Origin of the sequence: Streptomyces actuosus, assembly GCF_016921115.1 — a bacterium.
GTDB classification, from domain to species: domain Bacteria; phylum Actinomycetota; class Actinomycetes; order Streptomycetales; family Streptomycetaceae; genus Streptomyces; species Streptomyces actuosus_A.
The window spans coordinates 158,791-184,265 of record NZ_JAFFZS010000015.1 but is presented as its reverse complement, the minus strand read 5'-3'; the positions used below and the strand labels follow the sequence as shown (position 1 = coordinate 184,265).

24 protein-coding genes and 1 tRNA gene are annotated in these 25,475 nt (G+C 74.4%); 9 read left to right on the top strand and 16 right to left on the bottom strand.

Annotation, left to right across the window (positions count from 1 at the left end):
• Both JS756_RS20315 and JS756_RS20310 read right to left on the bottom strand, forming a co-directional pair.
• The coding region (locus JS756_RS20315) for a hypothetical protein (RefSeq protein WP_205384549.1) at positions 1–269 on the bottom strand (269 nt) is incomplete at its 3' end.
• A 370-nt stretch (positions 270–639) separates the two neighbouring features.
• On the bottom strand, positions 640–1,956 hold the full coding sequence (locus JS756_RS20310) for a carboxylate--amine ligase (protein WP_205384548.1): 1,317 nt from the start codon (positions 1,954–1,956) through the stop codon (positions 640–642).
• 137 nt (positions 1,957–2,093) lie between these two features.
• Here JS756_RS20310 and JS756_RS20305 point away from each other — a divergent pair, with 137 nt between their 5' ends.
• Complete coding sequence (locus JS756_RS20305; RefSeq protein ID WP_205384547.1) at positions 2,094–3,401, top strand: glycoside hydrolase family 26 protein; 1,308 nt, start codon at positions 2,094–2,096, stop codon at positions 3,399–3,401.
• A 79-nt stretch (positions 3,402–3,480) separates the two neighbouring features.
• Here the strand turns inward: JS756_RS20305 and JS756_RS20300 are convergent, their stop codons facing one another.
• From JS756_RS20300 to JS756_RS20265, 8 genes are all read right to left on the bottom strand, one after another.
• Positions 3,481–4,632, bottom strand: coding sequence for a GNAT family N-acetyltransferase (locus tag JS756_RS20300; RefSeq protein ID WP_205384546.1), 1,152 nt, complete (start codon positions 4,630–4,632; stop codon positions 3,481–3,483).
• The gene (locus JS756_RS20295) at positions 4,629–5,294 is read right to left on the bottom strand and encodes a YveK family protein (RefSeq protein ID WP_205384545.1); all 666 of its coding nucleotides are present in this window, start codon (positions 5,292–5,294) and stop codon (positions 4,629–4,631) included. The genes JS756_RS20300 and JS756_RS20295 overlap by 4 nt, the downstream gene beginning before the upstream one ends.
• A complete protein-coding gene (locus tag JS756_RS20290) occupies positions 5,291–6,454 on the bottom strand; it encodes a glycosyltransferase (RefSeq protein ID WP_205384544.1) in 1,164 nt (387 codons plus the stop codon). The genes JS756_RS20295 and JS756_RS20290 overlap by 4 nt, the downstream gene beginning before the upstream one ends.
• Before the next feature lies 1 nt (position 6,455).
• On the bottom strand, positions 6,456–7,190 hold the full coding sequence (locus JS756_RS20285; protein ID WP_240204041.1) for a polysaccharide deacetylase family protein: 735 nt from the start codon (positions 7,188–7,190) through the stop codon (positions 6,456–6,458).
• Complete coding sequence (locus JS756_RS20280; RefSeq protein ID WP_205384543.1) at positions 7,174–8,835, bottom strand: lipid II flippase MurJ; 1,662 nt, start codon at positions 8,833–8,835, stop codon at positions 7,174–7,176. The genes JS756_RS20285 and JS756_RS20280 overlap by 17 nt, the downstream gene beginning before the upstream one ends.
• 580 nt (positions 8,836–9,415) lie before the next feature.
• Complete coding sequence (locus tag JS756_RS20275) at positions 9,416–10,816, bottom strand: O-antigen ligase family protein (protein WP_205384542.1); 1,401 nt, start codon at positions 10,814–10,816, stop codon at positions 9,416–9,418.
• 9 nt (positions 10,817–10,825) lie between these two features.
• Complete coding sequence (locus JS756_RS20270) at positions 10,826–12,250, bottom strand: exopolysaccharide biosynthesis polyprenyl glycosylphosphotransferase (protein ID WP_205384541.1); 1,425 nt, start codon at positions 12,248–12,250, stop codon at positions 10,826–10,828.
• Complete coding sequence (locus tag JS756_RS20265) at positions 12,247–13,422, bottom strand: glycosyltransferase (RefSeq protein ID WP_205384540.1); 1,176 nt, start codon at positions 13,420–13,422, stop codon at positions 12,247–12,249. The genes JS756_RS20270 and JS756_RS20265 overlap by 4 nt, the downstream gene beginning before the upstream one ends.
• 496 nt (positions 13,423–13,918) lie before the next feature.
• On the opposite strand from JS756_RS20265, the gene JS756_RS20260 reads away from it, so the two are divergent.
• The 6 genes from JS756_RS20260 to JS756_RS20235 all read left to right on the top strand — a co-directional run bounded on the left by JS756_RS20260 (position 13,919) and on the right by JS756_RS20235 (position 18,031).
• A complete protein-coding gene (locus JS756_RS20260; protein WP_205384539.1) occupies positions 13,919–14,158 on the top strand; it encodes a chaplin in 240 nt (79 codons plus the stop codon).
• Between the two features lie 405 nt (positions 14,159–14,563).
• The gene (locus tag JS756_RS20255) at positions 14,564–14,845 is read left to right on the top strand and encodes a hypothetical protein (protein ID WP_205384538.1); all 282 of its coding nucleotides are present in this window, start codon (positions 14,564–14,566) and stop codon (positions 14,843–14,845) included.
• A gap of 198 nt (positions 14,846–15,043) precedes the next feature.
• Positions 15,044–15,544 (top strand): DUF5949 family protein, encoded by a 501-nt coding sequence (locus tag JS756_RS20250; protein WP_205384537.1) that lies wholly within the window; start codon positions 15,044–15,046, stop codon positions 15,542–15,544.
• The gene (locus tag JS756_RS20245) at positions 15,544–16,161 is read left to right on the top strand and encodes a vitamin K epoxide reductase family protein (protein WP_205384536.1); all 618 of its coding nucleotides are present in this window, start codon (positions 15,544–15,546) and stop codon (positions 16,159–16,161) included. The genes JS756_RS20250 and JS756_RS20245 overlap by 1 nt, the downstream gene beginning before the upstream one ends.
• 510 nt (positions 16,162–16,671) lie before the next feature.
• Positions 16,672–17,181, top strand: a complete 510-nt coding sequence (locus JS756_RS20240; protein ID WP_205384535.1) for a tyrosinase family oxidase copper chaperone — start codon at positions 16,672–16,674, stop codon at positions 17,179–17,181.
• The gene (locus tag JS756_RS20235) at positions 17,165–18,031 is read left to right on the top strand and encodes a tyrosinase family protein (RefSeq protein ID WP_205384534.1); all 867 of its coding nucleotides are present in this window, start codon (positions 17,165–17,167) and stop codon (positions 18,029–18,031) included. Before JS756_RS20240 ends, JS756_RS20235 begins: the two co-directional genes overlap by 17 nt.
• Positions 18,032–18,112: 81 nt before the next feature.
• Here the strand turns inward: JS756_RS20235 and JS756_RS20230 are convergent, their stop codons facing one another.
• From JS756_RS20230 to JS756_RS20210, 5 genes are all read right to left on the bottom strand, one after another.
• A complete protein-coding gene (locus JS756_RS20230) occupies positions 18,113–18,400 on the bottom strand; it encodes a chaplin (protein ID WP_205384533.1) in 288 nt (95 codons plus the stop codon).
• Positions 18,401–18,823: 423 nt separating this feature from the next.
• Positions 18,824–19,783, bottom strand: coding sequence for a D-2-hydroxyacid dehydrogenase family protein (locus JS756_RS20225; RefSeq protein WP_205384532.1), 960 nt, complete (start codon positions 19,781–19,783; stop codon positions 18,824–18,826).
• A 198-nt stretch (positions 19,784–19,981) separates the two neighbouring features.
• On the bottom strand, positions 19,982–20,845 hold the full coding sequence (locus tag JS756_RS20220) for a DUF4396 domain-containing protein (protein ID WP_205384531.1): 864 nt from the start codon (positions 20,843–20,845) through the stop codon (positions 19,982–19,984).
• A 439-nt stretch (positions 20,846–21,284) separates the two neighbouring features.
• Positions 21,285–22,025 carry a hypothetical protein gene (locus tag JS756_RS20215; RefSeq protein ID WP_205384530.1) on the bottom strand — a complete coding sequence of 247 codons (741 nt, stop codon included), beginning with the start codon at positions 22,023–22,025 and terminating at the stop codon, positions 21,285–21,287.
• A gap of 271 nt (positions 22,026–22,296) precedes the next feature.
• Entirely contained in the window at positions 22,297–22,926 is a 630-nt protein-coding gene (locus tag JS756_RS20210) for a hypothetical protein (protein WP_205384529.1), read from the bottom strand.
• 55 nt (positions 22,927–22,981) lie between these two features.
• On the opposite strand from JS756_RS20210, the gene JS756_RS20205 reads away from it, so the two are divergent.
• Positions 22,982–23,383: a tyrosine-type recombinase/integrase gene (locus JS756_RS20205; protein ID WP_307790831.1), complete on the top strand. Its 402-nt coding sequence runs from the start codon at positions 22,982–22,984 to the stop codon at positions 23,381–23,383.
• Positions 23,384–23,470: 87 nt separating this feature from the next.
• On the opposite strand, the gene JS756_RS20200 is transcribed toward JS756_RS20205, so the two are convergent.
• Positions 23,471–23,546, bottom strand: a tRNA-Arg gene (locus tag JS756_RS20200).
• A gap of 321 nt (positions 23,547–23,867) precedes the next feature.
• Between JS756_RS20200 and JS756_RS20195 the strand changes: the two genes are divergently transcribed.
• Complete coding sequence (locus JS756_RS20195) at positions 23,868–25,475, top strand: dynamin family protein (protein ID WP_205384528.1); 1,608 nt, start codon at positions 23,868–23,870, stop codon at positions 25,473–25,475.

Sequence of the window (25,475 nt, the reverse complement as noted above, 5' to 3'; positions counted from 1 at the left end):
AAGACTGCGACCAGCCTGGTGGTCATGGCGGTGGTCACCATGGTGGTGGCCATGGTGGCGGCTATGGCTCCGGTGGCGGTGACGAGGAAGACTGCGACCAGCCTGGTGGTCATGGCGGTGGTCACCATGGTGGTGGCCATGGTGGCGGCTATGGCTCCGGTGGCGGTGACGAGGAAGACTGCGACCAGCCTGGTGGTCATGGCGGTGGTCACCACGGCGGTGGCCATGGTGGCGGTGACGAGGAAGACTGCGACCAGCCCGGTGGTCATGGCGGTGGTCACCACGGTGGCGGCGACACGCCTCCCTCGCTGGCCGACACCGGTGGCAACGAGGCCATGCTGGCTGCTTCCGGCGTCAGTGCCGCACTGATCGCGGCTGGCGCCTTCCTGTACCGACGAGGCCGAGCCGCGTCGCGCCGGTAGGACACGGGGTGCCGGACGCACTGCGCCCGGCACCCGCCCCGGCTCCCGGTACGTCGGCTCCGCACGGAATGCCGGGTGCCGGGCCGGGGCGAGCCGGGTGCGGCGGTCGTCTCCGCCGGCATTCCCTCCCTGTGACGGGCCGTCACTTTCCGGAACACGCACGACGCCACCAGGACCAGGTGGAGGCGCGCGACCGGAGAGACCGGCAGGCCGTCCATCATCGGCTGCTCGGCCCCTCGTCGTCGGACAGCTCGGTACGACGGGTCCCGGACGTCTCGGGCCGCGACGCCTGGCGGACCACCCGTAGCTGCGCGTCCCCGGCGGGGGCCGCCGCCGCCGGGGACGCTGCCAAGGGGGGCGTCCTCCACAGACGCTCCAGGGCCCGGCGGCCGACGTGCCGGGACCACAGCCCCCGCAGGGCCCGCCCCGGAGCGCGGTCGTCCGCCGCGTGCCAGGCGTGCTCCAGGCCGCCGGGCGCCGGGCGCAGGGCGGCCAGGGGCGCGTAGTTCTCGACGACGAACCGCCGCCCGGGAAGCGGCGTCCCCTCCGGCAGCGGACGGTGCGTCAGATCAAGGTGCAGGGCCCGTACGACGTCCAGCGCGGCGCTGTCGTGGAAGAGCCGGAACTGGGCACCGGGACGCGGGTTGAAGTCGAGGAGGTGATGGCGGCCACTCGCGCCGCAGCGCCGGAAGTCCAGGTCGAGGATGCCGCGGTAGCCCAGCCGCTGCACGAGCCGCTCTGCGAGCGCCTGGAGCTGCTGATCGGGCGTCCACTCGCCGACCGCGGTGAGTCCGGCGCCGCGCGGCCAGGCGGCGAGCTTGCGGCCGGTGCCGCCGCCGCGCAGGGCCCCGGAGCGGTCGGCGTAGCCGTGGCAGAACCAGTCGCGGTCGCGGCCGGGAGGCAGGAACTCCTGCAGCAGCAGCGGGCTGCCCGCCTCGTCACCCCGCCGGTACAGCTCCTTCGCCCGCTGCTCGGTGCCGACGAGGACCGTGCTGCGCAACCCGGCGCCCGGTGGCAGCAGCCAGGGGCGGCTCCACTTGGCCACCAGCGGTAGGCCCAGCCGTCCCACGGCCCGGGCCACCTGGTCGGCGCTGTCGGGTACGAGGGTGATCGGGTGGGGGACGTCCGCCGCCGCGCACACGGCGGCCAGCGCGGCCTTGTCGGCGACGTGTTCCGCCGGTGTACCGGGCGCGTCGGGCAGCAGGTAGGCGGGTGCGAGGTCGTCCCGCAGCCGGCCCACGGCCACCGCGCTCGCGTCGTCCATGGGGATCAGCACGGCGGGCCGGGCGATCCGCGCGGCGACCCGATGTAGCACCGCGGAGATGTCGTGGGCCCCCGCGCCGGGCGGCGGCGGGAGGTGGAACTGGCGGGCAAACTGCGACCGGGACACCGGACTTGCCGTGCCGTCGGCGATCACATGGACCTCGACGCCCGCTCTGCCGAGCGAGCGCACGGCACCCAGTGTTCCGTGGTGAAAGGGATTGGGGTCGATCCGCAGCAGTACGGCGGGGACGCGGATGTCGAGCTGCGACACGGGCATGTTCCTTCGGTTCGGGTCACCTGTGTGGGTGATCAGGGCACTCGAAAGCCGTAGCGGCGGTGGCGTAAGTCCGTTTCACATGACTGAGTGTCAGTACTGCTGTCCTTACTGGATCGGAGAAAGGAGCAGGCATGGCACCACACCAGCGACGCACCCGGCCCCGGAGGCTGGCGGTTGTAGCGGCCGCGGTCGCCGCATCCGCGGCCCTGGCCTCCGGACCTGGATTCGCCGCGGGCACGGGGGTGGTGCGGTTGGCCGATCCTTCCGCTCCGGTGCCGGTCCGCGCCGCCGCGGTCACGGCGGTGGACCCGGCGGAGCCCCCCGCACGGGCCGTCCCCGGCACACCGTCCGACCCGTCGCAGCCCGAGCAGGACGCACCGTCGCCGAAGGCCGTCCCCGCCTTCGGCGCCTACCTCGACTTCGGGGCGCGGGGCGTGGCCCGCATGGCCGAGCTCAGCGAGTGGCTGGGCGGTGCCGAACTCCGCGTCGGCCACACCTACCTGCCCGGCGACGTCTGGAGCAACATCGAGGGGCGGCCCGGCTTCCTCGACGTGTGGGCGGACTGGCGGCGGGCGAAGGACGACCGGATCCTCGTTCTGAACGTCCCCATGCTGGAACGCAACGAGGAGGGCGTCCCCGACGCCGAGGTGCGCCGACTGCTGCGGCAGGGCGCGTCCGGAGCGTTCGACCACCATTTCCGGGCGCTCGCCGAGCGGCTGGTGAGCCTGAACGTGCCGGACACGGTGATCGTGCTCGGCTGGGAGATGAACGGCGTCACCTACACCCACCGCTGCGGACCGGATCCGCAGGCCTGGAAGACGTACTGGAACCGGATCGTCACCGCCATGCGCGCGGTGCCGGGCCAGCGGTTCAGGTTCGACTTCACGCCGAGCCGCGGCCGGGACGCCGTCCCCTGGACGCAGTGCTACCCGGGTGACGACACCGTCGACATCATCGGCATGGATTCCTACGACCAGCCGTCCGGGATGTCCTTCGACCAGCAGGTGACGGAGCCGCTCGGGCTCCAGGCGCACGTCGACTTCGCCAAGTCCCACGGCAAGGCCATCTCCTACCCGGAGTGGGGCTTGTTCCGCAACGGCGACAACGACGACTACATGCGGCGCATGCTCGCCTGGATGGACGAGCACCAGCCGCTGTACAACACGCTGACCGACTACTGCCCGCACGGCGTGTGGCAGTGCCGGGACAATCCGCGCTCCTCCGCGGTGTACCGCACGCTCCTGTCCGGCCGCCCCGACGACGCGGCCACGGCCGAGCCGACCGCCACCGCGACCCCGACCGTGGCGGCCGAGCCCAGCCCGCCGGCGGTCCCCGACCGGCCGGCGACGTGCTCTCCGCTGGAACTCGGCGACTGGGTCGAGTACTGGCTGGGCGGGAAACCGTGCATCAGGTTCGACTGGTGGTCGCGGTCCCGTTAGGGCCCGTTGCGCGTGTCCCGCCGGGCCCGCGGCGCCCGGCACCGCGGGGCGTCGTAACGGCCGCCGGCGGCGGGCCCGCTCAGGTCCCGCCGCCACCACGACCGTCCTTCCGATCGTTCCGGCGGCGCAGCAACTCCTTGCCGCGCCGCCGTGCGGTCGCCCGCCCGAGCGCCGCCGCGAGCAGTGGGGCGGTCCGGCGGCGGGCCAGCAGCAGACGCGCGTTGGGCACCGTCTCGGGGCGCCAGTGGTGCTTGTACGGCTCCTCGCCGCGCAGCAGGCTCAGCGTCGTGTGCCCACCGCCCGCGAGCCGCTCGGTGCACGCGTCCAGCAGCATCACCGCCACGTCCACCCGGCGCTCGCGCAGGCACGGATGGGCGCCGTAGAGGTAGCCGCCGATCAGCCGGGGCGCCAGCAGCGTCAGGTCGACGGCGACCACGTCGTCCTCCAGCCGGAACTCGGTGACGGCCGCGTCCCCGGAGCGCACCATCTCACCCGCCGCCCGCACCAGATGCTCCTGGAAGCGCTCCTGCAGGTGCTCCCCCGTCACCCCCCGCCCCTGCCATTGCAGCCGGTGCAGCTCCAGCAGCCGGCGCAGCGCCTTGTCCGCCTCGTCCGCGTGGACGGTCCGGCGTTCGACACCGAGGGCGTCCAGCTTGCGCAGCTTGGCGCGCACGCGCTGCTGGGCCTTGGCCGAGGGCAGTCGTGACACGAGCCCGTCCATGGGCACGGCGGGCAGCTCCAGGCAGACCGAGTCGGCCAGCCTGCGGCGCGGGCCGGCCCAGCGGTCGTAGATCCGTTCTGCCGCCGCGCCGGGCCGCACCTCGCGCAGGTCGATCAGCACGGTGCCGGCGGCCGCGGCGAGCGCGCCGGTGAGCGCGGCCGCCGCCGGCTCGCCGTGCTCGTCGTCGATCAGGACGTCGCCGTAGTCGGAGATCGCCCCGCCGAGCGGGACGAGCGCGGGCAGCGGGCGGCGTACGACGGTCAGCGGTGCCGCGGCCACCAGCTCGCCGCGCGCCGCACCGCCCGCTGCCGCACCGGCCGTTCCGCCCGCCCGTACCAGCAGCAGGCGCAGTCGGCCGGGCCTGCCGTACGACTGCCACCACGACCACAGCCAGGCATGGCTCTGGAACGGCGTGGCCGTGCCGCACCGCCGGTACAGCCCGCCCCACTCGGCGGCGAGCCCGGCGAACTCCGTCTCGTCGGTGACCAGCCGAGTGGTGTACGCCGTCACAGCCGGCCGTGGGTGTCGGCGGCCAGGGCCGGGCCGGGCACCGCGGCGGGACGCCCCGTCTCGACCTGCGGGCGCCGCGGCCGGACCAGCAGGACCAGCCCGCCGAGCAGACCGCCCGCGCTCGCGCCCACCAGCCCGGTCACCGCGGGCGGCGCCGAGGACGGCTCGGCCGGCTTCACCGCGCGCGCGAACAGCTCCAGTTCCACGTGGGTGGTGCCGCGCGCGTCTTCGGCGTGCCGGGTCAGCGCGCGGGCCACGGCGTTGGCCATGTCGGCGGCGAGGTCGGCCCGCGCGGAGGTGGCCGTGATCGACACCATCGGCGCGTCCGGCGAGGTCGCCGTCTGCACGTTCTCCCGCAGCGTCCGCACCGGCACGCCGGCCCACACCTGCGCGTCCCCGAGCACGGCCACCTGGGTGGCGACCCGGCCGTAGGCCTGCGCGAAGCCCAGCGCGGACGCCGGGTCGGACTTCTCGGTCGGGACGGCGACGACGTACGCGCTCGCCGAGTACGCCGGCGGCCTCGCCAGGCCGTACCCGCCGCCGAGGAGCCCGCCGGCGAGGGCGCCGGCCGCCAGCAGCGACCAGGGCGGCAGAGCCCGGGCCCGGGCGCGGTTCCACCGTGGGCGGCGCGGCGCTTCGGGGGTGTCGGGGGTGGCGGTCATGAGGTGGGTGCCTCCTGGGGCGAAGGGGACGGGTGGCGTCCTGGTGAGGCCGCGAGCGCGGCCCGGTAGACGTCCATTAGCCGGCCGGCGCTGCGGTCGATGCTGTAGTGCAGGGCGGCGTCGGGGGCGCTGCGCGGCTGCGGGCCGAGCGCCCGGATCTCCGCGACGGCGCGGGCGAGGGTGCCGCAGCCGCCGGTGACGCGGCGAGCGGGCCCCGTCGCCTGCGGCGGCAGGTCCTCGACGGCCGGGCAGGAGGCGTACACCACGGGCAGGCCGGCGGCGAGCGCCTCCACGACGGCCAGTCCGAAGGCCTCCTCCGGGGACGGCGAGGCGAGCAGGTCCATGGCGGAGACCAGCGCGGGCAGGTCGGGGCCCAGGGAGCCGTCGGGGACGTAGGGGCGTTCTCCGGTGAACAGGACCCGGTCCGCGACGCCCGCCTCGTGCGCGGTCCGGCGCAGCACGCTCTCGTCGGGTCCGCCGCCGACCAGCAGCAGCCAGCAGTCGGCGGGCAGTTCGGCGAGCGCGCGGACGGCGACGTCGAAGCGCTTGACGGCGGTGAGCCGGCCGACGCCGCCGACGACGTAGGCGTCCTCCGGCAGGCCGAGCCGGCGGCGGGTGCGGTGGCGGGCGACCGGGTCGAAGCGGAACCGTGCCAGGTCGATGCCGTTGGGCACCACCGCGATCCGCGGTGCCGGAACGCCCCACCGGCGCAGCCGCTCGGCGACGGTGGGGGAGACGGCGACGGTGGCACGGCCCAGCCGCTCGCTGGCGAGGTACAGCGCCCGCACCCCCCGGGTCAGCCGGCGGCCCTCCATCTGGGAGTCGCCGAGGGAGTGCTCGGTGGCGACCACGGCCCTCACCCCGGCGAGGCGGGCGGCCGGGCGGCCGTACACGCAGGCGCGGTAGAGGTGCGTGTGGACGACGTCGTAGCCGCCGGAGCGGATGAGCCGGACCAGGCGCGGCAGCACGGACACGTCGCGGTTGCCGGCCATGCCCACATGGTGGACGCGTACCCCGTCGGCGACCAGGCCGTCGGCGACCGCGCCAGGGTCGGTGAGCGTCACCACCTCGCAGTCGACGGGCAGATGGCGCAGCAGGAGCCGCAACTGCTGCTCGGCACCCCCGACCCCGAGGCCGGTGATGATGTGCAGGGCCCTCATGTCACGCCTCCTTCACCGGTCGGCGGCGCAGCCTGTGCAGGCGGCGCTTGAGCAGCAGGCGTACGGCGGTGTCCCGTTCGCCGATGTGCACGCGGGGCAGCGCGAGCAAGCCGGTCAGCGGGCCGGGGTCGATGGCGCAGGCGTAGCGGTAGCCGGCCGCGCGGACGGCGTCGATCGCGCGGGCGTCGACCGTGCCGTACGGGTAGCAGAAGCCGTCGACGTCCCGGCCGAGCAGGTCGGACAGGACCGTCCGGCTCTCCGCCGTCTCCGACTTGAGGGCGGCGTCGTCGGCGACGGTGAGGTCGACGTGGGTCAGGCCGTGCGAGCCGATCTCCATGCCGGCGTCGGCCGCCCGCCGGATGCCGTCGGCGTCGAGCAGCGGCTTGCGCGGGCCGAGGGCGTCCCAGGCGTTGTCGCCGCCGAGCCGGCCGGGCAGCACGTACAGGGTCGCCGTGCAGCCGTGGCGCTGCAGCAGGGGCAGGGCGGCGTCGAGGAAGTCGGCGTATCCGTCGTCGAAGGTGAGGCCGACCAGGTCCCGGCCGGCTCCGGCGGCGCGGGCGGCCAGCAGTTGGGTGACGGACACGCCTCTCAGGCCGCGTCCGCGCAGCCAGGCGAGCTGCTGGTTCAGCCGCTCGGGCGTGACGGTGACGCGGTAGGGGTCGTCGCTTCGGTCGCCCACCGAGTGGTACATCGCCACCCAGGGGGCCGGGCCGGGCCGGTCAGCGGTGTCGGGCATGAGTGAGCCTTCCGATCGCGGTTCGGGCAAGGCGGAGTGCGGGTGAGAGGCCCTGGGCGCCCAGGGCCGGGCCGAGCAGGACGAAGACGGCGGTCACGGTCACCGCGCCGGCCGCGAGGCCGCCGGCGGCGGACCGCGGCTCGGCCGCCGCGTACCCGCCGGCCGCTCCGGCGGCCACCGCGGCGGCGGCCGGCCGGCTCAGCTCGTGCAGGACCCGTCGGGTACGGATCGGCACGCTGTGCCGGCCCGTGCCGGCCAGCAGCAGCCCGGCGGTGAGGGTGATGCCGGTGGCGTTGGCGGCGGCGATGCCGGTCACGCCCCACGGGCCCACCGTGAAGGCGCCGGTGCCGCAGGTGACGGCGATCCCGGCGGCCATCGCGGCGAACGGGTACCAGGTGGCACGGCCCGCCGAGAAGTAGGAGCGGACCAGGACGCCCACCAGCGTCTGGGCGAGCAGTCCCAGCGCGTACACGCGCATCACGCCGGCCGTGGCCGCGGTGTCGGAGGCGGTGAACGCGCCACGCTGGAACAGCACTTCGATGATCTGCGGGGCGCAGGCGATCACCCCGGCGGCGCCGAGCAGTACCAGCGACGCGGCCAGCGCCAGGTCCCGCTCCACCCGCGTGCGGGCCCGTTCGGTGTCGCCGTCGGCCAGGGCCCGCGCGACGAGGGGGAAGGTGACGGTGCACACCATCACCGACAGCACCATCGGCATCTGCGCCACCTTCTGGGCGTAGTTGAGGTGCGAGATGGCGCCCGCGGGCAGGTGGGAGGCGAAGAACCGCTCGACGAGGACCTGTGACTGGCGGCACAGCGCGAACAGCAGCACGGTCGTGAGGAGGGCGTTGTCCAGAGGGCGCGCCTGCTCATCTGCGACGCGTCGCGTGTGGAGCGTACGACGCCTCAACCGGCTTGCCAGGGACGGCAGCTGGACGGCGATCATCAGGCAGCCGCCCACTGCCACACCGGCCGCCGCCGAGCGCACCCCCCAGCGTCCGCCGAGCGCCAGCATCGTCACGATGATGCCGGTGTTGTAGGCGACGTAGATCGCCGCAGGTGCCAGGAAGCGACGGTGGGCGCGCAGGACGGCGCTGCAGTACCCGGCGAGCCCGAAGCTGAGCACGCAGGTCCCGGTCAGCCGGGTGCAGTCGGTGGCGAGCGCCGGGTCGGCCAGGCCGGGGGCGAGGGCCCGCACGAGGTACGGGGCGGTGGCGGCGAGCACCGCCCCGGCCGCGGCGAACCCGAGGGCGAGACGCGGCAGCGTCGAGCGGACCAGGGCGCGCACGGGGTCGCCGGGGACGCCCCGGGCCCGTCGGGCCAGCGCCAGGCTGAACGCCGGGATCAGCGCGAACGCCAGCCCGTCCTCGATGAGCAACGTCGTCGCGAACTCGGGCACCGTCCACGCGACGAGGAAGGCGTCCGTGCCGCTGCCCGCGCCGAACAGGCGGGCCAGCGCCTGGTCGCGGACCAGGCCGAGCAGGGCACCGGCCACCGACAGCGCCGCGGTGACGAGGGTCGCCCTGGCCAGGAACCGGCCGGTGAACCGGGGGAGGTCGGCGGTCTCCCCGGGCTGCGCCGCGGCCCGCGACGGCGGCACGGTCGCGACGCCCTCGGCACGGGGCGCCCGGGACGGTTTCACCGCCATCGCGGCCCACCCCCCTCGCCCGCGTGCCCCGCCCGCGTCCCGGCCGTCCGGCGCCCGCGTGGGGAGCGGTCCGGGGCGCCGGGGCAGCACAGGCCCCCGGTTCCGGGTCGGGCGGGGCCGGACCGGCCTGCGGCAGGGGGGCGGGTGGGAGTGGGGCGGTTCGTGGTCCCGGGGCGGCTGGGCGTCGGACGGCTCGTGGCGCCGGGGTGGTCGGGGGCCGGACCGCCGGTGCTTCCCGGGCGGTCGGGGGCCGACCGGTTCCCGGTGCCGGAGGGCGCGGGTGCGGACCGGGTCCGGGCGCGCCCTGGCGCGGACGCCGGGCCGGTGGGGGCCGGCCGGCCGCAGGGCGCCGGTTCACGCCGGGCCGGACGGTCCGCGGCGGTGTCTCCGGCGCGCGGGGAGGGAGAAGGGGAGGGGGACGGGGGCGGGAGCGGGGGCGCCGTGTTCCCGCTCCGCCGGGAGCGGCCGCCGACCGGCGGGCAGGCCGCCGTCGGGCGCGGCGGCCGATACGGCCCGGCGGGCATGCGGGAGCCGAGTCGGCGTCCGTCGTGCGGGCCCGCAGCGCCCTTGGGCGGGGAGGTCATCGTGTGCCCGCCCCCTCGCCGGCGTCCGCCGACCGGCTGCCGACCCCCGCGGGGCCCGGGGCGCACGCCGCCGCGCGACCGGGCGCTCCGGTGTCGTCGCGGACCAGGGCCCACCAGGCGGTGAGGCCGAAGGCGACGGCGGTCAGCACCGTCGAGGGCCCACCGATGTCGGCGTACAGGAAGTCCGTCAGCTGCCACACCAGCAGCCCGCACGCGACCAGCGCGCAGTCCAGGCCGGGCCCCGACCGCCGGATGCGGGCGAGTCCGTGCACCGCGCACACCAGCAGGGCCAGCCAGCTCCCGGCCAGCGCGAGCAGCCCGATCAGGCCCTGCTCGGAGAGGACGAGCAGGTACATGTTGTGCGGGGAGAGCAGCGGCTGCCTGCGGAATCCGGAGCCGGCTCCGTCGGTGTCGCTGCCCGAGGACAGAGCCAGGGACGCGTGCGCGTCCCGGTGCTCGGGGAAGCCCTTGAGGCCGACGCCGGTCAGCGGGTGCTCGCGCCACATGCCGGCCGCCGCCGCCCACATCGTGTACCGGTCGGTGACCGACTGGTCGGGGGCGTCGGTCACCTGCGTGATGCTGCTGATCCGCTCCTGCAGCATCGCCGTGCCCACGCCGAACCCGCCGACCAGGACCACCCCCGCCGCCGTCAGGGCCGCGCCCGCCTTCACCGCGCGCCGCAGCCCCGTGAGGGCGAGCTGCACGGTGCAGGTCACCGCGGTGGCGATCCAGGCGCCCCGGCTGAAGGAGACGGCGAGCGGCACGAGCAGCGCGAGCGCCGTGCACGCGGCGACGGCGCGCTGCCGCGTCCGGCCCCGGGCCAGCGCGAGCCCGAGGGCGCACACGAGCCCGAACGACACGACGGTCGCCATGCCCATCACGTCCTGCGGCCCGAAGGTGCCCACGGCCCGGATCGTCTCGCCCTGGTAGGAGGCGCCGGTGCCGGTGGCGTACTGGTGCACACCGACCGCGCCCTCCCAGACCGCCAGAGCCACGAACGACCAGGCCAGCAGCCGGAAGTCGGTCCGGTCGCGGATCAGCAGCAGCACTGCGGCGGGGACGAGGACGAAGATCTGCAGATAGCGGCCGAGGCCGGTGAGCCCGGCGCCGGGCGAGGACGCACCCGTCGCCGCCAGCGCCAGCCCCACCACCGGCAGCCCGAGGACGACGGCCGCGGCGCGCGTCAGGGGGCGCCGCCGCTGCCGTGCCAGCAGGACCGCGCAGGCGAGGACGGCGAGCGCGGAGACCGCGTCGGCCGGGCCCGCGCCGCCCTCGCCTCCGGGGCTCACGGGCAGTGCGAGCAGGGCCACCACGGCGACGACCGGGAGCACCGGGAGGGCCGGCCGCAGCGTGCGGGCCCCGGCGCGGGCCCGGTCGAGGGGGAGGACGGGACTCATGGTCGGGTGTCAGCTCCCCGTCGGGCGGACGAGCGCGGCGGCGGTGCGCAGCAGGATGCAGACGTCCTGCCACAGCGACCAGTCGTCGATGTAGGAGTTGTCGAAGCGGGCCCGGTCCTCGATGGAGGTGTCGCCGCGCAGCCCGTGGATCTGGGCGAGGCCGGTGATCCCGGTCCACATCCGGTGGCGGGCCGCGTACCCGGGGTAGGTCTGGCTGAACTGGGCGACGAAGTAGGGGCGTTCGGGGCGCGGGCCGACCATGCTCATGTCGCCCCACAGCACGTTCCACAACTGGAGCAGCTCGTCCAGGGAGGTACGGCGCAGGAAGCGGCAGAACCGCGGCATCCGGCGCTCGTCGGCGACGCTCCACCGGGTCGCGGACTCGTGCACGTCGACCGGGCGGTGGGTGCGGAACTTCAGCAGCGTGAACGGCCGGCCGTCCCTGCCGATGCGTTCCTGCCGGAACACCACCCCGCGCCCGCCGGTGATCCGCAGCACCACCGCGCACACCAGCAGCACGGGACTGACCAAGAGCAGCAGCGTCGCGGACACGGCGACGTCCAGCGCCCGCTTGCCGAAGCTGCCCGGCCGCCGGGACCCCATCTCCAGGCGGCGGCAGGAGAACCCGGCGATCCGCTCCCGCGAGGCGTACGACGGGCAGTCCGCGTCGACCTCCCGCACCGTGCAGCCGGACTCGGCCATCGCCTGCAGCAGCGGCCCCCGTTCGAGCCGCACCGACGGGTGCACGGTGAGCACGTCGCGCACGCTGTTCTGGATCAGCGCCCGCTGCACCTCCTCAAGCGTGGTCAGCACGGGCAGTCCGCCGTTGCCGTCGGGGCGCTCGGCGACGATCCCGACCGGCCGCACCCCGCACCGCGGGTGCCGCAGCAGCGCGGAGGCCACCCGCTGCGCGGTCGCGGCCGGCCCGACGAGCAGCGCCGGGCGGGGGCGGCGCAGCAGCGCGGTGTGCCGCCGGTGGTGCACCAGTGCGCGGCCCGCGAGCGCGGCGGCGCACTGCAGCAGCGCGCCGAGCAGCAGGGTGCGGGCACCGAGGACGTGGCCGGGACGGTACGCCGCGACCAGCGCCGCGAGCCCCAGCCAGCCGACGGCGATCCGGCCGCACACGACGGGCAGTTCGTCCAGGACACCCGCGACGGACCTGTGCCGCTGCGGGCGCAGCAGCACGGTCGCGGCGACCAGCAGCACGAGCAGGAGGGGACGGTGCCGGGTGCCGCTGAACGCCAGCGCGCCGACGAGGGCAGCGATGCCGTCCGCGGCGAGCAGCGGCACCGGTGAGGCGGGCCGCGCGGGCGGCCTGCGCAACGGGAACGGGAAGCCGCCGGCACCGCGGTGCCGTGGCAGGACCGAGACGGGTGAGGATCCGATGTCCCGTGGCTGCGCGCCGGGTGAGGGGACGGTGCTTTCCGCGGTCACGAGTGGATGGACTCCCTGTACTCGGTGGGCACGGCGGGCGCCGGCGGTCGGCTGCCGAGCAGTTCGCGGTAGACACCCGCGACCGCCTGGGCGGTGTGCCGCACGTCGTGCGTGGACAGGACGTACCGGCGGCCCCGGTGGCCGAGGGACGCGCGCAGTGGCGGATCGCCGAGCAGCCCGGCGACGGCTGCGCCGAGCGCGGCCGGGTCGTCGGGCGGCACCAGGCAGGTCGGGGCGAGGCCGGGGGGCAGGCTCTCCCGGGCGCCGTCGACGTCCGTCACCACCACCGGCCGCCCGCAGGCCATCGCCTCCAGTGGGGCCAGGGCCATGCCCTCCCAGCGCGAGGGCAGCACCACCAGGTCGGCGGCCCGGTACCACGGGGCCGTCTCGGTGACGGGGCCGGTGAACAGCACCGCACCGGGTGCCTCCGCCTCCAGCCGGGCGCGGTCCGGGCCGTCGCCGACCAGGACCAGACGGGCGTCCGGCACCCGCCGCAGGACCGACTCCCAGGCCCGCAGCAGCACGTCCTGCCCCTTCTGCCGGCACAGCCGCCCCACGCACACCGCCAGCGGCGCCGCGGGATCGACGTCCGGCAGGACCGCGGGGCGCACGGAGCCGGGGGCGGCGGGGTGGAAACGTGCGGGGTCGATGCCGTTGGGGATCACCGACCAGTTCCCGGGGATGCCGGCGTGCACGCCGCGCATGCGCTCCGCCTCGCTCACGCACACCGTTCGCGCCGCCCAGCGCGCTCCCCGCCGCTCCCAGCCGAGGGCGAGCGCCGCGGCGGACCCGTCGACCGCCTCGAACGACCAGGCGTGCGGCTGGAACACCGTCGGGATCCGGCCGCGCACCGCCAGCCGCCCGGCGAGGCCCGCCTTCGCGCTGTGCGCGTGCACCAGATCCGGGCGGACGGCCGCGACGATGCGGGCCAGCCGTAGGACCTCGCCGGACAGCCCGGGCCCCGGCGAGCGGGTCGCCCGCCAGGGCCGCAGGTCCGCGCCGAGCCGGCGCAGCTCCGCGGCCAGCGGGCTGTCGGGGCAGGCCACGGTGACGTGCAGACCGGCGGTCAGCTGCGACCGGACCAGGTCTGTCACGACGCGGGCGACTCCCCCGTCCACGGGCTGGGTCAGGTGCAGGACCCGCGGCCCGGGGTCGGTTGCTGACAGGTGCATTGCGCGGTTTCCTCGCTCACGGGTGCGCTCTGGACGGGGCTGGAACGCGCTGCTGCCGGGCGTCGCCGGCGACCGGGAGAGCGCCGGCCCACGCCGCGTCCGGCTGGGGAACGAGCCGGACGGCCGGCTGGTCACCGCCACTCCGCAACACCGTGGCCGCTTCGAACACAGCACAGTCGTGGCCACATGTGTTCGCATGCGGCCAGGTGTGCCCCGCCGGTGCCGGACCCGGTTCTCCGGTGGCGGGGCTCAGAGGGGCGGTGGCGCCGGGCGAGTGACCGCCGCCCGGTCTCGGCGCCGGCGGGGCGACGGTCCCCGCGGCGGTGCGGGCACCCGCCGCGGCGGGAATGAGGGCGCCCGCCGTTGCGCAAAATGGTGAAGCCTGCTCCGCGGCGGTTCACTCCTTTGGCGGCACAACCCCGAAGGGTGCCGCGCGTTGACACAGCGCCGGGCATCCCGCCCGGGTGTTTGTGTCAATCCCAAGGAGCACCTCTCCATGTCGCGTATTGCGAAGGGTCTGGTCCTGTCCACCGCGGCCGTCGCGGCCGTCGCCGGCGGCGCCGGTGTCGCCGCCGCCGACTCCGGCGCGCACGGCGCCGCCACCCACTCCCCGGGTGTGCTGTCGGGCAACGTTCTCCAGGCTCCGATCCACGTCCCGGTCAACGTGTGCGGCAACACCTTCGACTCGGCCGGCCTGCTGAGCCCGGCCTTCGGCAACACCTGCGTCAACGACTGACGTCGTCCCGCGAGCTGTGACCGGCCGCTCTCCCACGGGGAGGGTGGCCGGTTCGTTCTGCGGTGTCCGGGGAGCGCTGCCTCGAACGAGTGCGCAGTACGTCGCCCGGTGGTGTGACGGGGCCCTGTTCGACGCCGTTCTCCGCGCCGACGACGACCAGTTCTCGGCCGACCGGGCCACCCAGCCGGCCGACGCCGTCAAGGTGGCCCTCGCCAAGGCCGTCCAGGAGGCCCCGGTGACCCCGCCCGCCACTGCGGCGATGCGACACACCCTTCGTTCGGGTGGGCTTTCCGTGCACGCACGTGCAGAGATTTCTGCGCATGGGGTTTCCGCACCCGGCGTTGATCGTTGGTCACGGCGTCAGAATGTGCTGAGGCGACGCGAGTCGCCGAAGAAAGGAACCCGATGAAGTCCCTGAAGGCTGCCGCTGTCGTTGCCGGGTCCGTCGCGCTCGCGGGTGCCGCCGCGCCCGCGTTCGCGTACGACACCGCCGACCTGACGCCCACCAGCCTCAACGGAGCCGTGAACTCGCTCACCAAGGGCCCCATCGACGTCAGGCCGCTGCAGCACCAGTCGGACGCGCTCGACACCGAGAACAAGGACTCCGTGCTGAACACCGTCAAGGGCGCCACCGGCGCTCTCAACCAGCACCAGCAGCTGCTCGGCGGACTGCCGCTGCAGGGCTGAGCGGCAGATCGGCGGCACGGGCCGGCCCCGCGGACTGCGGGCCGGCCCTCGGCGCGCCCGGGGGCGAGTCCTCCGTTCCGTCGCCGTCACGGTCCTGTTCGACCCCCGTCCCTCGTTCGTGTGGACGGCCCCGCACGCGTCGTCCGGTCGAGTGAGCGCGTGGGGAACGGGACGCCGGCCCGCCGATAAGGTCGCGCGGTGACCTCAACCTCAAGCGAAACCCGCCCCTTCAACGTCGCCGACCTGGGCACCCTCGTCGTGATGCCGTGGAGCGGCGAGGCCCCCGACGGCACCGACATGCCCTACCTGCTGGCCTACTCCCTCGGTGACGCCGAGGGCGGTGAGGCGGCCACGACCGCGGCCGTGAAGCGGCTGCTCGGCGACAGCGGCCTGCCCGTGGGCGGTGATGTCGTCGACGGCGCCGCCAAGCCCAGCCTCCCGGTGACCCTGCTCGTCGAGGCCGGCTCGGCCGTCGTCACGATGCCCAACCTCAACGCACAGTGCACCCCGCCGCCGGAGTGGCTCGCGGCGGTCGAGGAACGCGGCTACGCCTACCTGGTGTTCACCACCCGCCCGTGGCCCGAGGCCGAGCCCGGCAAGCCCGTCACCCCGGAGGCACTGGCCGCGTTCGCGGGCGCCGAGGAGACGCTGACCGCGGCCGCGCACGTCGTCCTCCCCGCGCGCAGCCTGCGCGGCTGATGGCCGATCCCGCGGCAGAGCGCCCGCGGACGGCACCGCGGACCGCGGGCGGCGGCCGGACGTCGGCCCTGCTGCTGGTCCTCACCGGCGCGGCCGGACTGGTGGCGTCCTGGGCCATCACCATCGACAAGTTCAAGCTGCTGGAGGATCCGGGGTTCACCCCGGGCTGCAGCCTGAACCCCGTGGTGTCCTGCGGCAGCGTGATGAAGAGCGACCAGGCCTCGGTGTTCGGGTTCCCCAACCCGATGCTGGGCCTGGTGGCCTACGGCATCGTCGTGTGCGTCGGCATGAGCCTGCTCGCCGGTGCCGCCTTCCCCCGCTGGTACTGGCTGACCTTCTGGGCCGGCTGCCTGTTCGGGGTGGGCTTCGTCTCCTGGCTCCAGTTCGAGTCGCTGTACCGGATCAACGCGCTGTGCCTGTGGTGCTGCCTGGCCTGGGCCGGCACCATCGTGCTGTTCTGGCACGTCACCTCCGTGGACGTGCGGCACGGATTCCTGCCGGTCCCGTCCTGGGCGGGGACCTTCTTCGACGAGTTCACCCGGCTGCCGCCGGTGCTGCACCTCGGTGTCGTCGGCATGCTGATCCTCACCCGCTGGTGGGACTTCTGGACCGGCTGACGGGACGATCCGACGTCTCGGCACCGCCATCGACACCGCCTCCTGAGCCACCCGGGTGACCCTCGCGTGGCCGACCACCGCCCGCCGCCGCGCTCAGCCGCACCTCCGCGGACCGCCCCGCCCCCGCGTGCGACCGTGTCCGCCCGCCCCGCGTGCGACCGCCGACCATCCGCCCCTGCGTGCCGCCGCGCTTCCGTGGTCCGGCGCATCGGCGTTTCCCCCGTCCCGCCCGAGGCCGACGACTTCGGCCCGCCCGGGGCGAAGCTGCCCCGGGCGGGTGTCGTCACGCCGGTGCTCCAGGCGGTGCCGCGCGCCGACCCGGGGATGGGTTCCGGCCTGCAGCGCGGCCCGAACAGCGACCGGCAACGGGGCCGCGGACCCGGTGGGAACACCACCGCCGGGGTCCGCAGCCCTCCTCCGTGAACGGCCGTCCGGGCGGGCTGCGGTGACCACCGGGGCCGCCGAGCGGTTACCGCTACGAGCAACCCGAGAACCGGACAGGAGCAGAGCATGGGATTCGATGTCGGCGCATCGGCGGTGGGGACGGAGCGGACCACGGCGAAATCAGCCAGATCCGGGTCGCGCGGCGGAACCCGGCGGGAGGTGCTGCGCGGCCTGCTCGCCCCCGCGTTCGCCGTCGCACTCGCCCCCGTCGTCGCGGCCTCCCGCCCACCGCGCCCCACGGACGGCGGCGCGGACGGACCCTTCGACGAGACTTACCGCGGCCGCCGGATCCAGGGCGTCCCCGTCCCCGGCGCACGTGCCGTCGACCCCGACCGCTGGCGGGTCACCGTCGACGGCCACCCGCTCCACCTGATGCGGCGCGCCGACGGCAGCTGGCTGAGCGTCGTCGACCACTACGGCTCGTACCCGACCCCGCTCGCCGCGGCCCGCGCGGCCGTCGACGCGCTCGGCCCCCACCAGCAACTGCGCGAGCACGGCATCGGGCACGGCACCGCACCGGCCACCGGACACGGCCGGCACCACCACACGGGGGGAGAGTATGACGTACACGCGTAAGGACGTCAGCACGCTGACCGCGGCCGAGAGGCGACGGTTCGTCACGGCGATGCTCGAGGTGAAACGGCGCGGCGAGTACGACGAGTTCGTACGGATGCACATCGAGTACTACACCGCCGACGGCGAGGACGGACTGCGGGCCGGCCACATGACCCCGTCCTTCCTGCCCTGGCACCGCAGGTTCCTGCTGGAACTGGAGAGGGCGCTGCGCCGGATCGACGACTCGGTGACCGTGCCCTACTGGGACTGGACCCGCGACCGTGCGACCACCGCCGTTCCCTGGACGAACGACCTGCTCGGCGGCAACGGTCGCCGCTCGGACCAGCAGGTGACCACCGGGCCGTTCGCCTACGCCGAGGGCAACTGGACGATCGAGGAAAGCGTGACCGACGGGAGGTTCCTCACCCGGGACCTCGGCCGCGCCCGCCGTCCGATCGAGCTGCCGACGTGGCGCGAAGTCCAGTGGGCGCTGGACGACGGCGTGTACGACGCCGCTCCCTGGGACTCCACGGCCACCGAGGGCTTCCGCAACAAGCTGGAGGGCTGGGGCACCGGGCGGGGCAGCGCCTCCTGGCGCAACCACAACCGGGTGCACCGCTGGGTCGGCGGCGCGATGCTCGGCGGGGCCTCCGTCAACGACCCCGTCTTCTGGCTCCACCACGCCTTCGTCGACCTCCAGTGGACGCGCTGGCAGCGCCTCCACCCCGGCGCCCCTTACCTGCCCGAGCACCCGCCGGGTCTGGGCGACCTGCAGCGCGGGCGGATCGTGGCCCGGCACGAGAAGCTGCCGCCGTGGGACGTGACACCGCAGTCGCTCGAGGACGTCGGCCGGATCTACCGCTACGCGTGACCCCGACCGGCGGGTCCGGACAAGGGGAGAGCCCCGGCGCTCGAGGTGCCGGGGCTCTCGCGTGGGTGCTGCGTTACGACCTCAGCGGCCGTAGTGGCCGTGGCCGTGGCCGTGGCCGCGGCTGTGGCCGCTCTTGTTGACGCAGGTGTTGCCGAACGCCGGGTTCAGCAGACCGGTCGCGTCGACGGTGTTGCCGCAGAGGTTGACCGGGATGTGAACCGGAACCTGCACGACATTGCCCGACAGCACGCCGGGCGAGCCGATGGCCTCACCCTGGGCGCCCGCGTCCGCCAGGGCCATGCCGGCCCCGCTGAGCACCACGGCGCCCGTGCCGAGCGTGACGGCGGCTGCCTTCGCGATGCGAGACATCAGGTTCTCCTTATGACTAGGGGAAGCGCGGCGGCAGGTTGCGCCGCCGTACTTCCCGTTCAACGCCGGGGGGCGGGGCGGGTCACGGCGCTGACGCGTGGATCACTCTTTCTGAACAGGGGAGCGAGCGGGACCGGGACCCCGGCAGAGCGCCGGAACGCCGGCGCCGCACGAACGGAGTGCCCGGTCCGCCCCCGGCGCCGGCTCCGTGTGCGGTGCGGGGACCCCGGTCCACGGGGCGGGGGCCTGCGGCCCGCGGTGCGGGCAGCGGCCGTCCCTTGGCGCGGGGACCCGGCGATCCGCGGTGCGGGCCTGCTGGTCCGCGGTGCGCGGGCCTGCGGATCCCCGGGCCGGCACCGGCCGATGCGTGGTGCGCGGAACCGCCGTCGCCCGGGCGGTGTGCGCTGCACCCCGTGCGCGGCGTCAGGGCAGGCGTCGTATCGGGGAGCCGGCGAGGTAGCCCCGGATGTTCTCGACGGCCTGCCCGTAGTACGCGGTGTAGTTGGCGCGCGACACATAGCCCAGGTGGGGTGTGGCGAGCAGTCGCGGGGCGGTGCGCATCGGGTGGTCGGCGGGCAGCGGTTCGACGTCGAAGACGTCCACGCCGGCACCGGCGATGCGGCCCTCGCGCAGCGCGGCCAGCAGGGCGTCCTGGTCGACGATGGCGGCGCGGGAGGTGTTCACCAGGTACGCGGTCGGCTTCAGCAGGGCGAGTTCGGCGGCGCCGAGCAGGCCGCGGGTGCGGTCGCTCAGCGCGAGGTGGACGGAGACGAAGTCACTGCCGGTGAGGAGTTCCTCCTTGGAAGCGGTGAGGCGGACCCCGACCTCGTCCGCGCGCTCCTTCGTCAGGTTCCGGCTCCATGCCGTGACCTCCATGCCGAAGGCGAGGCCGACCTGCGCGACCCGGCTGCCGATCTTCCCGAGGCCGAGCAGCCCGAGCCGCCGGCCGTGCAGGTCGGCGCCGACCGTGGACTGCCAGGGGCCGTCCGACCGCAGCGCGGAGCTCTCCGCCACCAGATTGCGCGCCAGACCCAGCAGCAGCGCCCACGTCATCTCCACCGGCGGTGTGGAGGAACTGGCCGTGCCGCACACGGTGACCCCGTGCGCCTCGGCCGCGGCGTAGTCGATCACGCTGTTGCGCATGCCGGAGGCGATCAGCAGGCTCAGCCTCGGCAGCCGGGCGAGGAGCGAGGCGGTGAAGGACACGCGTTCGCGGAGCGTCACCACGATGTCGGCGTCGGCGAGCGCGGCGGCCAGGGCGTCCTCGTCGCCGTAGTGCCGGGAGTGGGGGACGACCTCGACCCGGTCCGCCACCGCCGACCAGTCGGCGGACTCCGCGGCCGCGTTCTGGTAGTCGTCGAGCACGGCACAGCGCAGACGCATGACTGATCCCCTCCTGGGCCTTTCGGCGTACGGCTGCATGCTCTCAGAGCCGACGGGGACGGTACCCGCGCCCCGGTCCGGGAGCGGGGCGCAGCGGGTGCCGGGCAGAGGCCGTACGCCGGGAAAGGGGGAGCGGGAAAGGGAGGCTGCCCCCTTCACCGGCCTGCCGGCTCCCAGGTCCGTGAGCTCGTCAGCTCGTCAGTCGAGTTGCCCGAAGATCCCGGCCAGGAGGACACCCGAGGCGAGGAAGACGATGGTCAGCGTCGCCATGGCGGCCTTCTGCTCCCGGGTCACGCCGCTCTCCGTCATGTCCATACCGCCGCCGGCCGGGGCGTCCGCGGCCTGCTCCTCGTGCAGTGCCTCACCGCCCTTTCCCAGGACCCGTACCGTACCCATCCCGTGCTTCAGGTGGTTGGCCACCAGCCAGACGTTCACGGGAAAGGCGAACGCGAGACCGGCCAGGACGGCGAGGGAGAACGTGGCCCAGAAGCGGACGTCGGAGGCGTCGTCGGCGCCCGGCACATGACTCCGGACGATCACGAGTACCGCCACCATGGCACCCATCACGCAGTTCATCGACAGCCACTCCGCGAACACCGTGGAGCGCACGGCCCGCAGGTAGCTCCCGCCGAGCATGTCCCGCATGAACAGGGCCTGGAAGACGAGCAGGCCGAAGCCGAATCCCACGACGTACTCGGCCAGACTGTCCCCCCACGGCGGCAGACCGACCGCCGACACGACCACCGCCGCCACCATGATGCCGGTGGCATCGCCGGCGACACAGTGGATGGTGGATCCGAGGGACTGCTTCCAGAGCGGAGCCACGAACCGTTCGTGGGCCCCCGGCCCGGGTTCCTTGCACGACAGCACATAGAGCGCGGCGCCGATCGGTCCGAGGTACAGGGTCACCAGGACCCAGCCCCACTTCATCACGGTCAGTTCGGGGTTGCCGGTGAACGCGTCGTACGCGACGTAGACGGCGGACAGCACGACGAGGAAGAACCAGACGTACATCAGTGCGTCGGCCGTGGTCCCGCCGATACCGCCAGTGGCCACATACATGTGTGTTCCGCCCTCGACCGCCCGATCGGTGCCCGGGACGCGACGCTGCACGCTCCGCGTGCCGTGTCGCGCGTCCAGCGCCCGCGATCCGCGTCATGTGCCCCGCGCCACCTGGCCCGAGCTGTGCCTTCTGCCCGCTGCGTTCCGCCCCCGCATCCGCAGGCATCATGGTGCGCCAGCGGCACTCTGCGCGCCGGTCCGACGCACCGACCGCGGCTCCGGGCCCCCACACTCACCCCGGTGGACGCATCGACGGGCCGACCGGCGGACCGGAACCGCGGACTGCCGGGGCCTTCGGGGCCGCGATGACGGCGAGCGGCTGCGGTACGGATGCCGTGCAGATGCCCTCCATGACAGACCCTCACCCGGGGCGCTGCGGTCCCGCTCGATGGTCCGGACCCACCGGCCGAGGAGGGCCCCACGCCCGTGCACGGCCGGCTCAGTTCTCCCAGAGAGGCGCGCGGACCTGCTGATCCTCGGCGAGGGCGCAGCGGACGCCGTTGACGGCTTCGTGGCCGGAGAGGCCCCAGCCGACGACACCGGGACCGGTCCGGCTCAGTTCGATGACCCGCTCCCGCTCGGGCCCCGTGCCGACGTCGACGTCACAGACCAGGACCGGCGACCAGGAGCGCCCGCTGAGGCAGGAGCTCAGGGCGACGAGGGGGAGCGCGGCGGCGACGGCCAGACTGAGGACGAGGGACACGGTGCCGGTCGCCGTCCGCGGTCCGGTACCCCGGTGGCGTTCGGCGAGCCCTCTGCCCACCCGAAGGACATAGGCGACGAGGGCCGTGCCGACACCCCACCCCCACCCGTGCAAGGCCCCGACGATGACTCCGAAGGCCAGCGGAGCGGTCAGGGCCAGGACCAGCAGCCGGCCGGTCGCTGGTCCACCGGCCGCCGGAGCACGGGGGAGCCGGAAGGGAACCAGCCGGCAGACCACGATCGCCAGCACCGACGCGAGCAGCGCGTCCGTCAGGACCATCCCGCTCAAGGCGTCGGACCAGCTCCTGACACCGGCGGTCAGGAACACCTCGCCCGCCGCCGAGCTGCTGCCGAGCGTCCAGGCCACCTTCAGCACGGGAAAGGCCAGCACGACCGCGCCGAGCACGGTGCGGCTCGCCTGCCGCTCCCGTTCCTCGTCGCGACGCTCCGCGCGGGCTTGGGCCGACCCATTCGTCATTCCCGTACTGTTCCTGCCCGCGGTCCGTGGAACCCGAAGCCCCGGCTCTTCCACCCGGACGCCGCAGCGCCGGGCACTTCCTCCCGGATGCCGCTGCGCCGGGGTCCTCCTCCGCGAGGCCGCTGCGCCGGCCGGCGCCCGGTGACCCGGCCACCACCGGTGGCACGGCGTCCGCACACACACGGCACCGGGCGTGCCGCCGGCCCACACCCCCGGGTGGGGCGACCGAGGACGCCACGCTCCAGGGGGCGCCGACGGCACAGGGCGTGGCCTACTCGACGGCGCCGGTCCAGTGCGGGTCCTCGCCCAGGTATGCCGTGTCGTCATCCATGTAGGCGGCGTCGACCCGGCTCAAGGTGAAGACGATCTCGTTGCCGTCGCTCTTGGCGATCGCGTACTCCGAGGTGAACCTGCCGCTGCGCCCCGGGGCGAGACGGCCCGTCATCTGCTTGGAGTCGACCTCGACATAGAGCAACTCTGTCTCACCACCGCTCGTGGCGCCCTTGGCGTCATAGCCCAGGTTGTCGAGGTCGTAGGGCTTGTCGGTGCCGTTGGTGACGGTCCACACCACGCGGAAGGCCGTCTTGTCGGCCGCCGGCTTCTCGTCGTACTCCCCGTACCGTGTGATGCGGCTGATCCCGGTGACCTGCAACGTCAGGCCGTCGTCATAGGCGAAGGTGTCCCCGACGGCCAACTCGGTGTTCGGCTCGGCGGCGGCCGGGGAGGCGCTGCCGTCGTTGCACCGGTCGCCCGAGTCGGGCCCGCAATCGGCCGCCTGTGAAGCGGCCTTGTCCCCCGCGGCCGTCACGCGCTCCGCCGAGCCCTGCTGCCCGCTGCCGCCGCACGCGGTCAGCAGGGCGGCGAGCGCGGTGACGGTGACGAGTGCTGTTCTGCGGCGCATGATTCCCCCAAGGACGTTGCTCGGACCGGTCATTGTGACCTTGGTCCGGTGACGGGTGCATGCAACCTGCAAGCTTCGTGCCCCAGATGTGACCCACAGCGACCCGGCCGGCGTGGGAGGTGCGCGATCGTGGGCGTCGCGGGCGAGGTCCGCTTCTCCGGCCCCGGGTTGCACCGGCCTGGTTCTCACCACCCGTCGGGGGACGCCGATCGAGCCGCGGAACCTGAACCGGCACTTCTATCCGATCCGCGAGCGGCTGGGCCTGGATGTCCGCTTTCGCGGTCTCCGGCACACCTGCGTGACCCTGCTGCTCGGCATCGGTGTCCCGCCGCACATCGTCCGGGACATCGTCGGGCACAGCGCGTTGGACGTGACCATGAACATCTACGCGCACGCCGACATGACCGAGAAGCGGGCCGCCCTCGATCGGCTGGGGAGCCTGCTGGCCGACGAGTGACGCGGCCGTTGCCGTCAGCGTTGCCGTCAGAGACGCGAAACGCCCTGGAGGGGAGATCCCCTCTGGGGCGTTCTTGCTGGTGGCGGGTGGCGCCCCCGGCAGGACTCGAACCTGCGGCCAAGCGCTTAGAAGGCGCCTGCTCTATCCACTGAGCTACGGGGGCCTGGTGTGGTGGCCTCTGTCAAGGTGCCCGGGTGTGGGCCGGTCCGTGACGTCGCCGGGGACAAGGATAGGGCTCCCGGATCCTTGCCCCTGTCGCTTCGCCTCCGTGGCTCGATGTGGAGGTTCGGTGAAGCGGTCCTGATAATCGCAGGCAGGTACGAATCGTGCATCGCTTTTGACGGCGAGCGCCACCGGTGTTGTGCACTCGTTATGCCTGGGCTGCGCCCATGTCTCAGTCGTCCCTTCCGTCCCTTGTGTTCAGTCGGCGCGCAGGCATGCCTATATGCTTCAGAATTCCCCTGAAATTGGGCATTCTTCGCATGTGGTGACCTTGGACGTACGGCCTCAGCTGCTCGACGCACTCTCCGCGCTGCGCGACCGTGTCGCGGCCGCACGCTTCCCGCTGCCCCTGGCGGGGGCCCCACGCGCGCGTGCCAACCGCGATGAACTGCTCGCCCAGCTCGATGACTACTTGGTGCCCCGCCTGCGCCAACCCGAAGCACCCCTGCTGGCCGTCGTGGGCGGCTCGACCGGCGCCGGCAAGTCGACACTCGTCAATTCGCTGGTGGGGCGGCGGGTCAGCGAGGCCGGTGTGCTGCGCCCGACGACCCGGACCCCGGTCCTGGTCTGCCATCCGGAGGACCAGCACTGGTTCAGCGGGATGCGCGTCCTGCCCGACCTCACCCGCGTGTGGACGCCCCATCAGGACGTGGGCGACGACCTGCTCCTGCCCGACGAGAACCCCGCGCGCGTCCTGCGCATCGAGACCGCCGACACCCTCCCTCCCGGTCTCGCCCTGCTCGACGCGCCCGACGTCGACTCCCTCGTCGCCGACAACCGGGTCCTCGCCGCCGAGCTCATCTGTGCCGCCGACATCTGGGTGATGGTCACCACGGCCGCCCGCTACGCCGACGCCGTGCCGTGGCACATGCTGCGCACCGCCAAGGAGTACGACGCCACCTTCGTGACCGTCCTGGACCGTGTGCCCCACCAGGTCGTCGCCGAAGTGTCCCGGCAGTACGGGGCGCTCCTCACCAAGGCCGGACTGGGCGACGTACCCCGCTTCACCGTGCCCGAACTGCCGGAGTCCGCCTGGGGCGGCGGACTGCTTCCGGCCACCGCCGTCGCCCCCCTGCGGAGCTGGCTCGTCCACCACGTGCAGGACCCCGGCGCACGCCAGCACGCCATGGGGCGCACCGTGTACGGCATCCTCGACTCCCTCACGTCGCGCATGCCCGAGCTCGCCGGCGCCACGGCGCAGCAGTACGCGGCGGCGCTCCGGCTCACCGCCGCTGTCGACGGGGCGTACGACAGCGAGCACGCGCGCGTACGGGGGCGGTTGCAGGCGGGCGCCGTCCTCGCCGGTGACGCGCTCAAACGGTGGCGGGCCTTCCCCCTGGACTGCACAGCGGGCGAGCTCCTCGACGCGCTCGTGGAGAGCCTCTCCTCGCTGATCGTGTGTGCCGTCACCGCCGCCGACGAACGGATCGGCGACGCCTGGCGGCGCGAGCCGGCGGCGGACGCCGACGGCCTGGCCGACCCCGACGCCACCCGGGAGAGCGCCGAGCACCGCATCGGGCTCGCCGTACGGCGGTGGCGGCGCGAGCTGGAGGAATACGCCGAGGAGGAGGTGCGCGGGCTGGAGCGCAGCCCCGCGCCCGACCCCGAACTGATCGCCGCGCTCGTCGCCACCGCTCTGCTGGGCGGGCGCCGCGCGCGCCCCGCGGGCGAGGGCCTCGCGGAGCGGCTCGGGGCGCACGGCGCGCTGCGGTTGCGGGACCGGGGCGGGCGACTGCTCGCCGAGCACGTGGACGGGGTCCTGCACGCCGAGCGGGAGCGGCGTCTGGCCCCGCTCGACGGGCTCGACGTCCACGCCGAGCCCCAGGCCGAACTCATCGCCGCGCTGTCCCTGCTGCAGAAGGAGAGATGA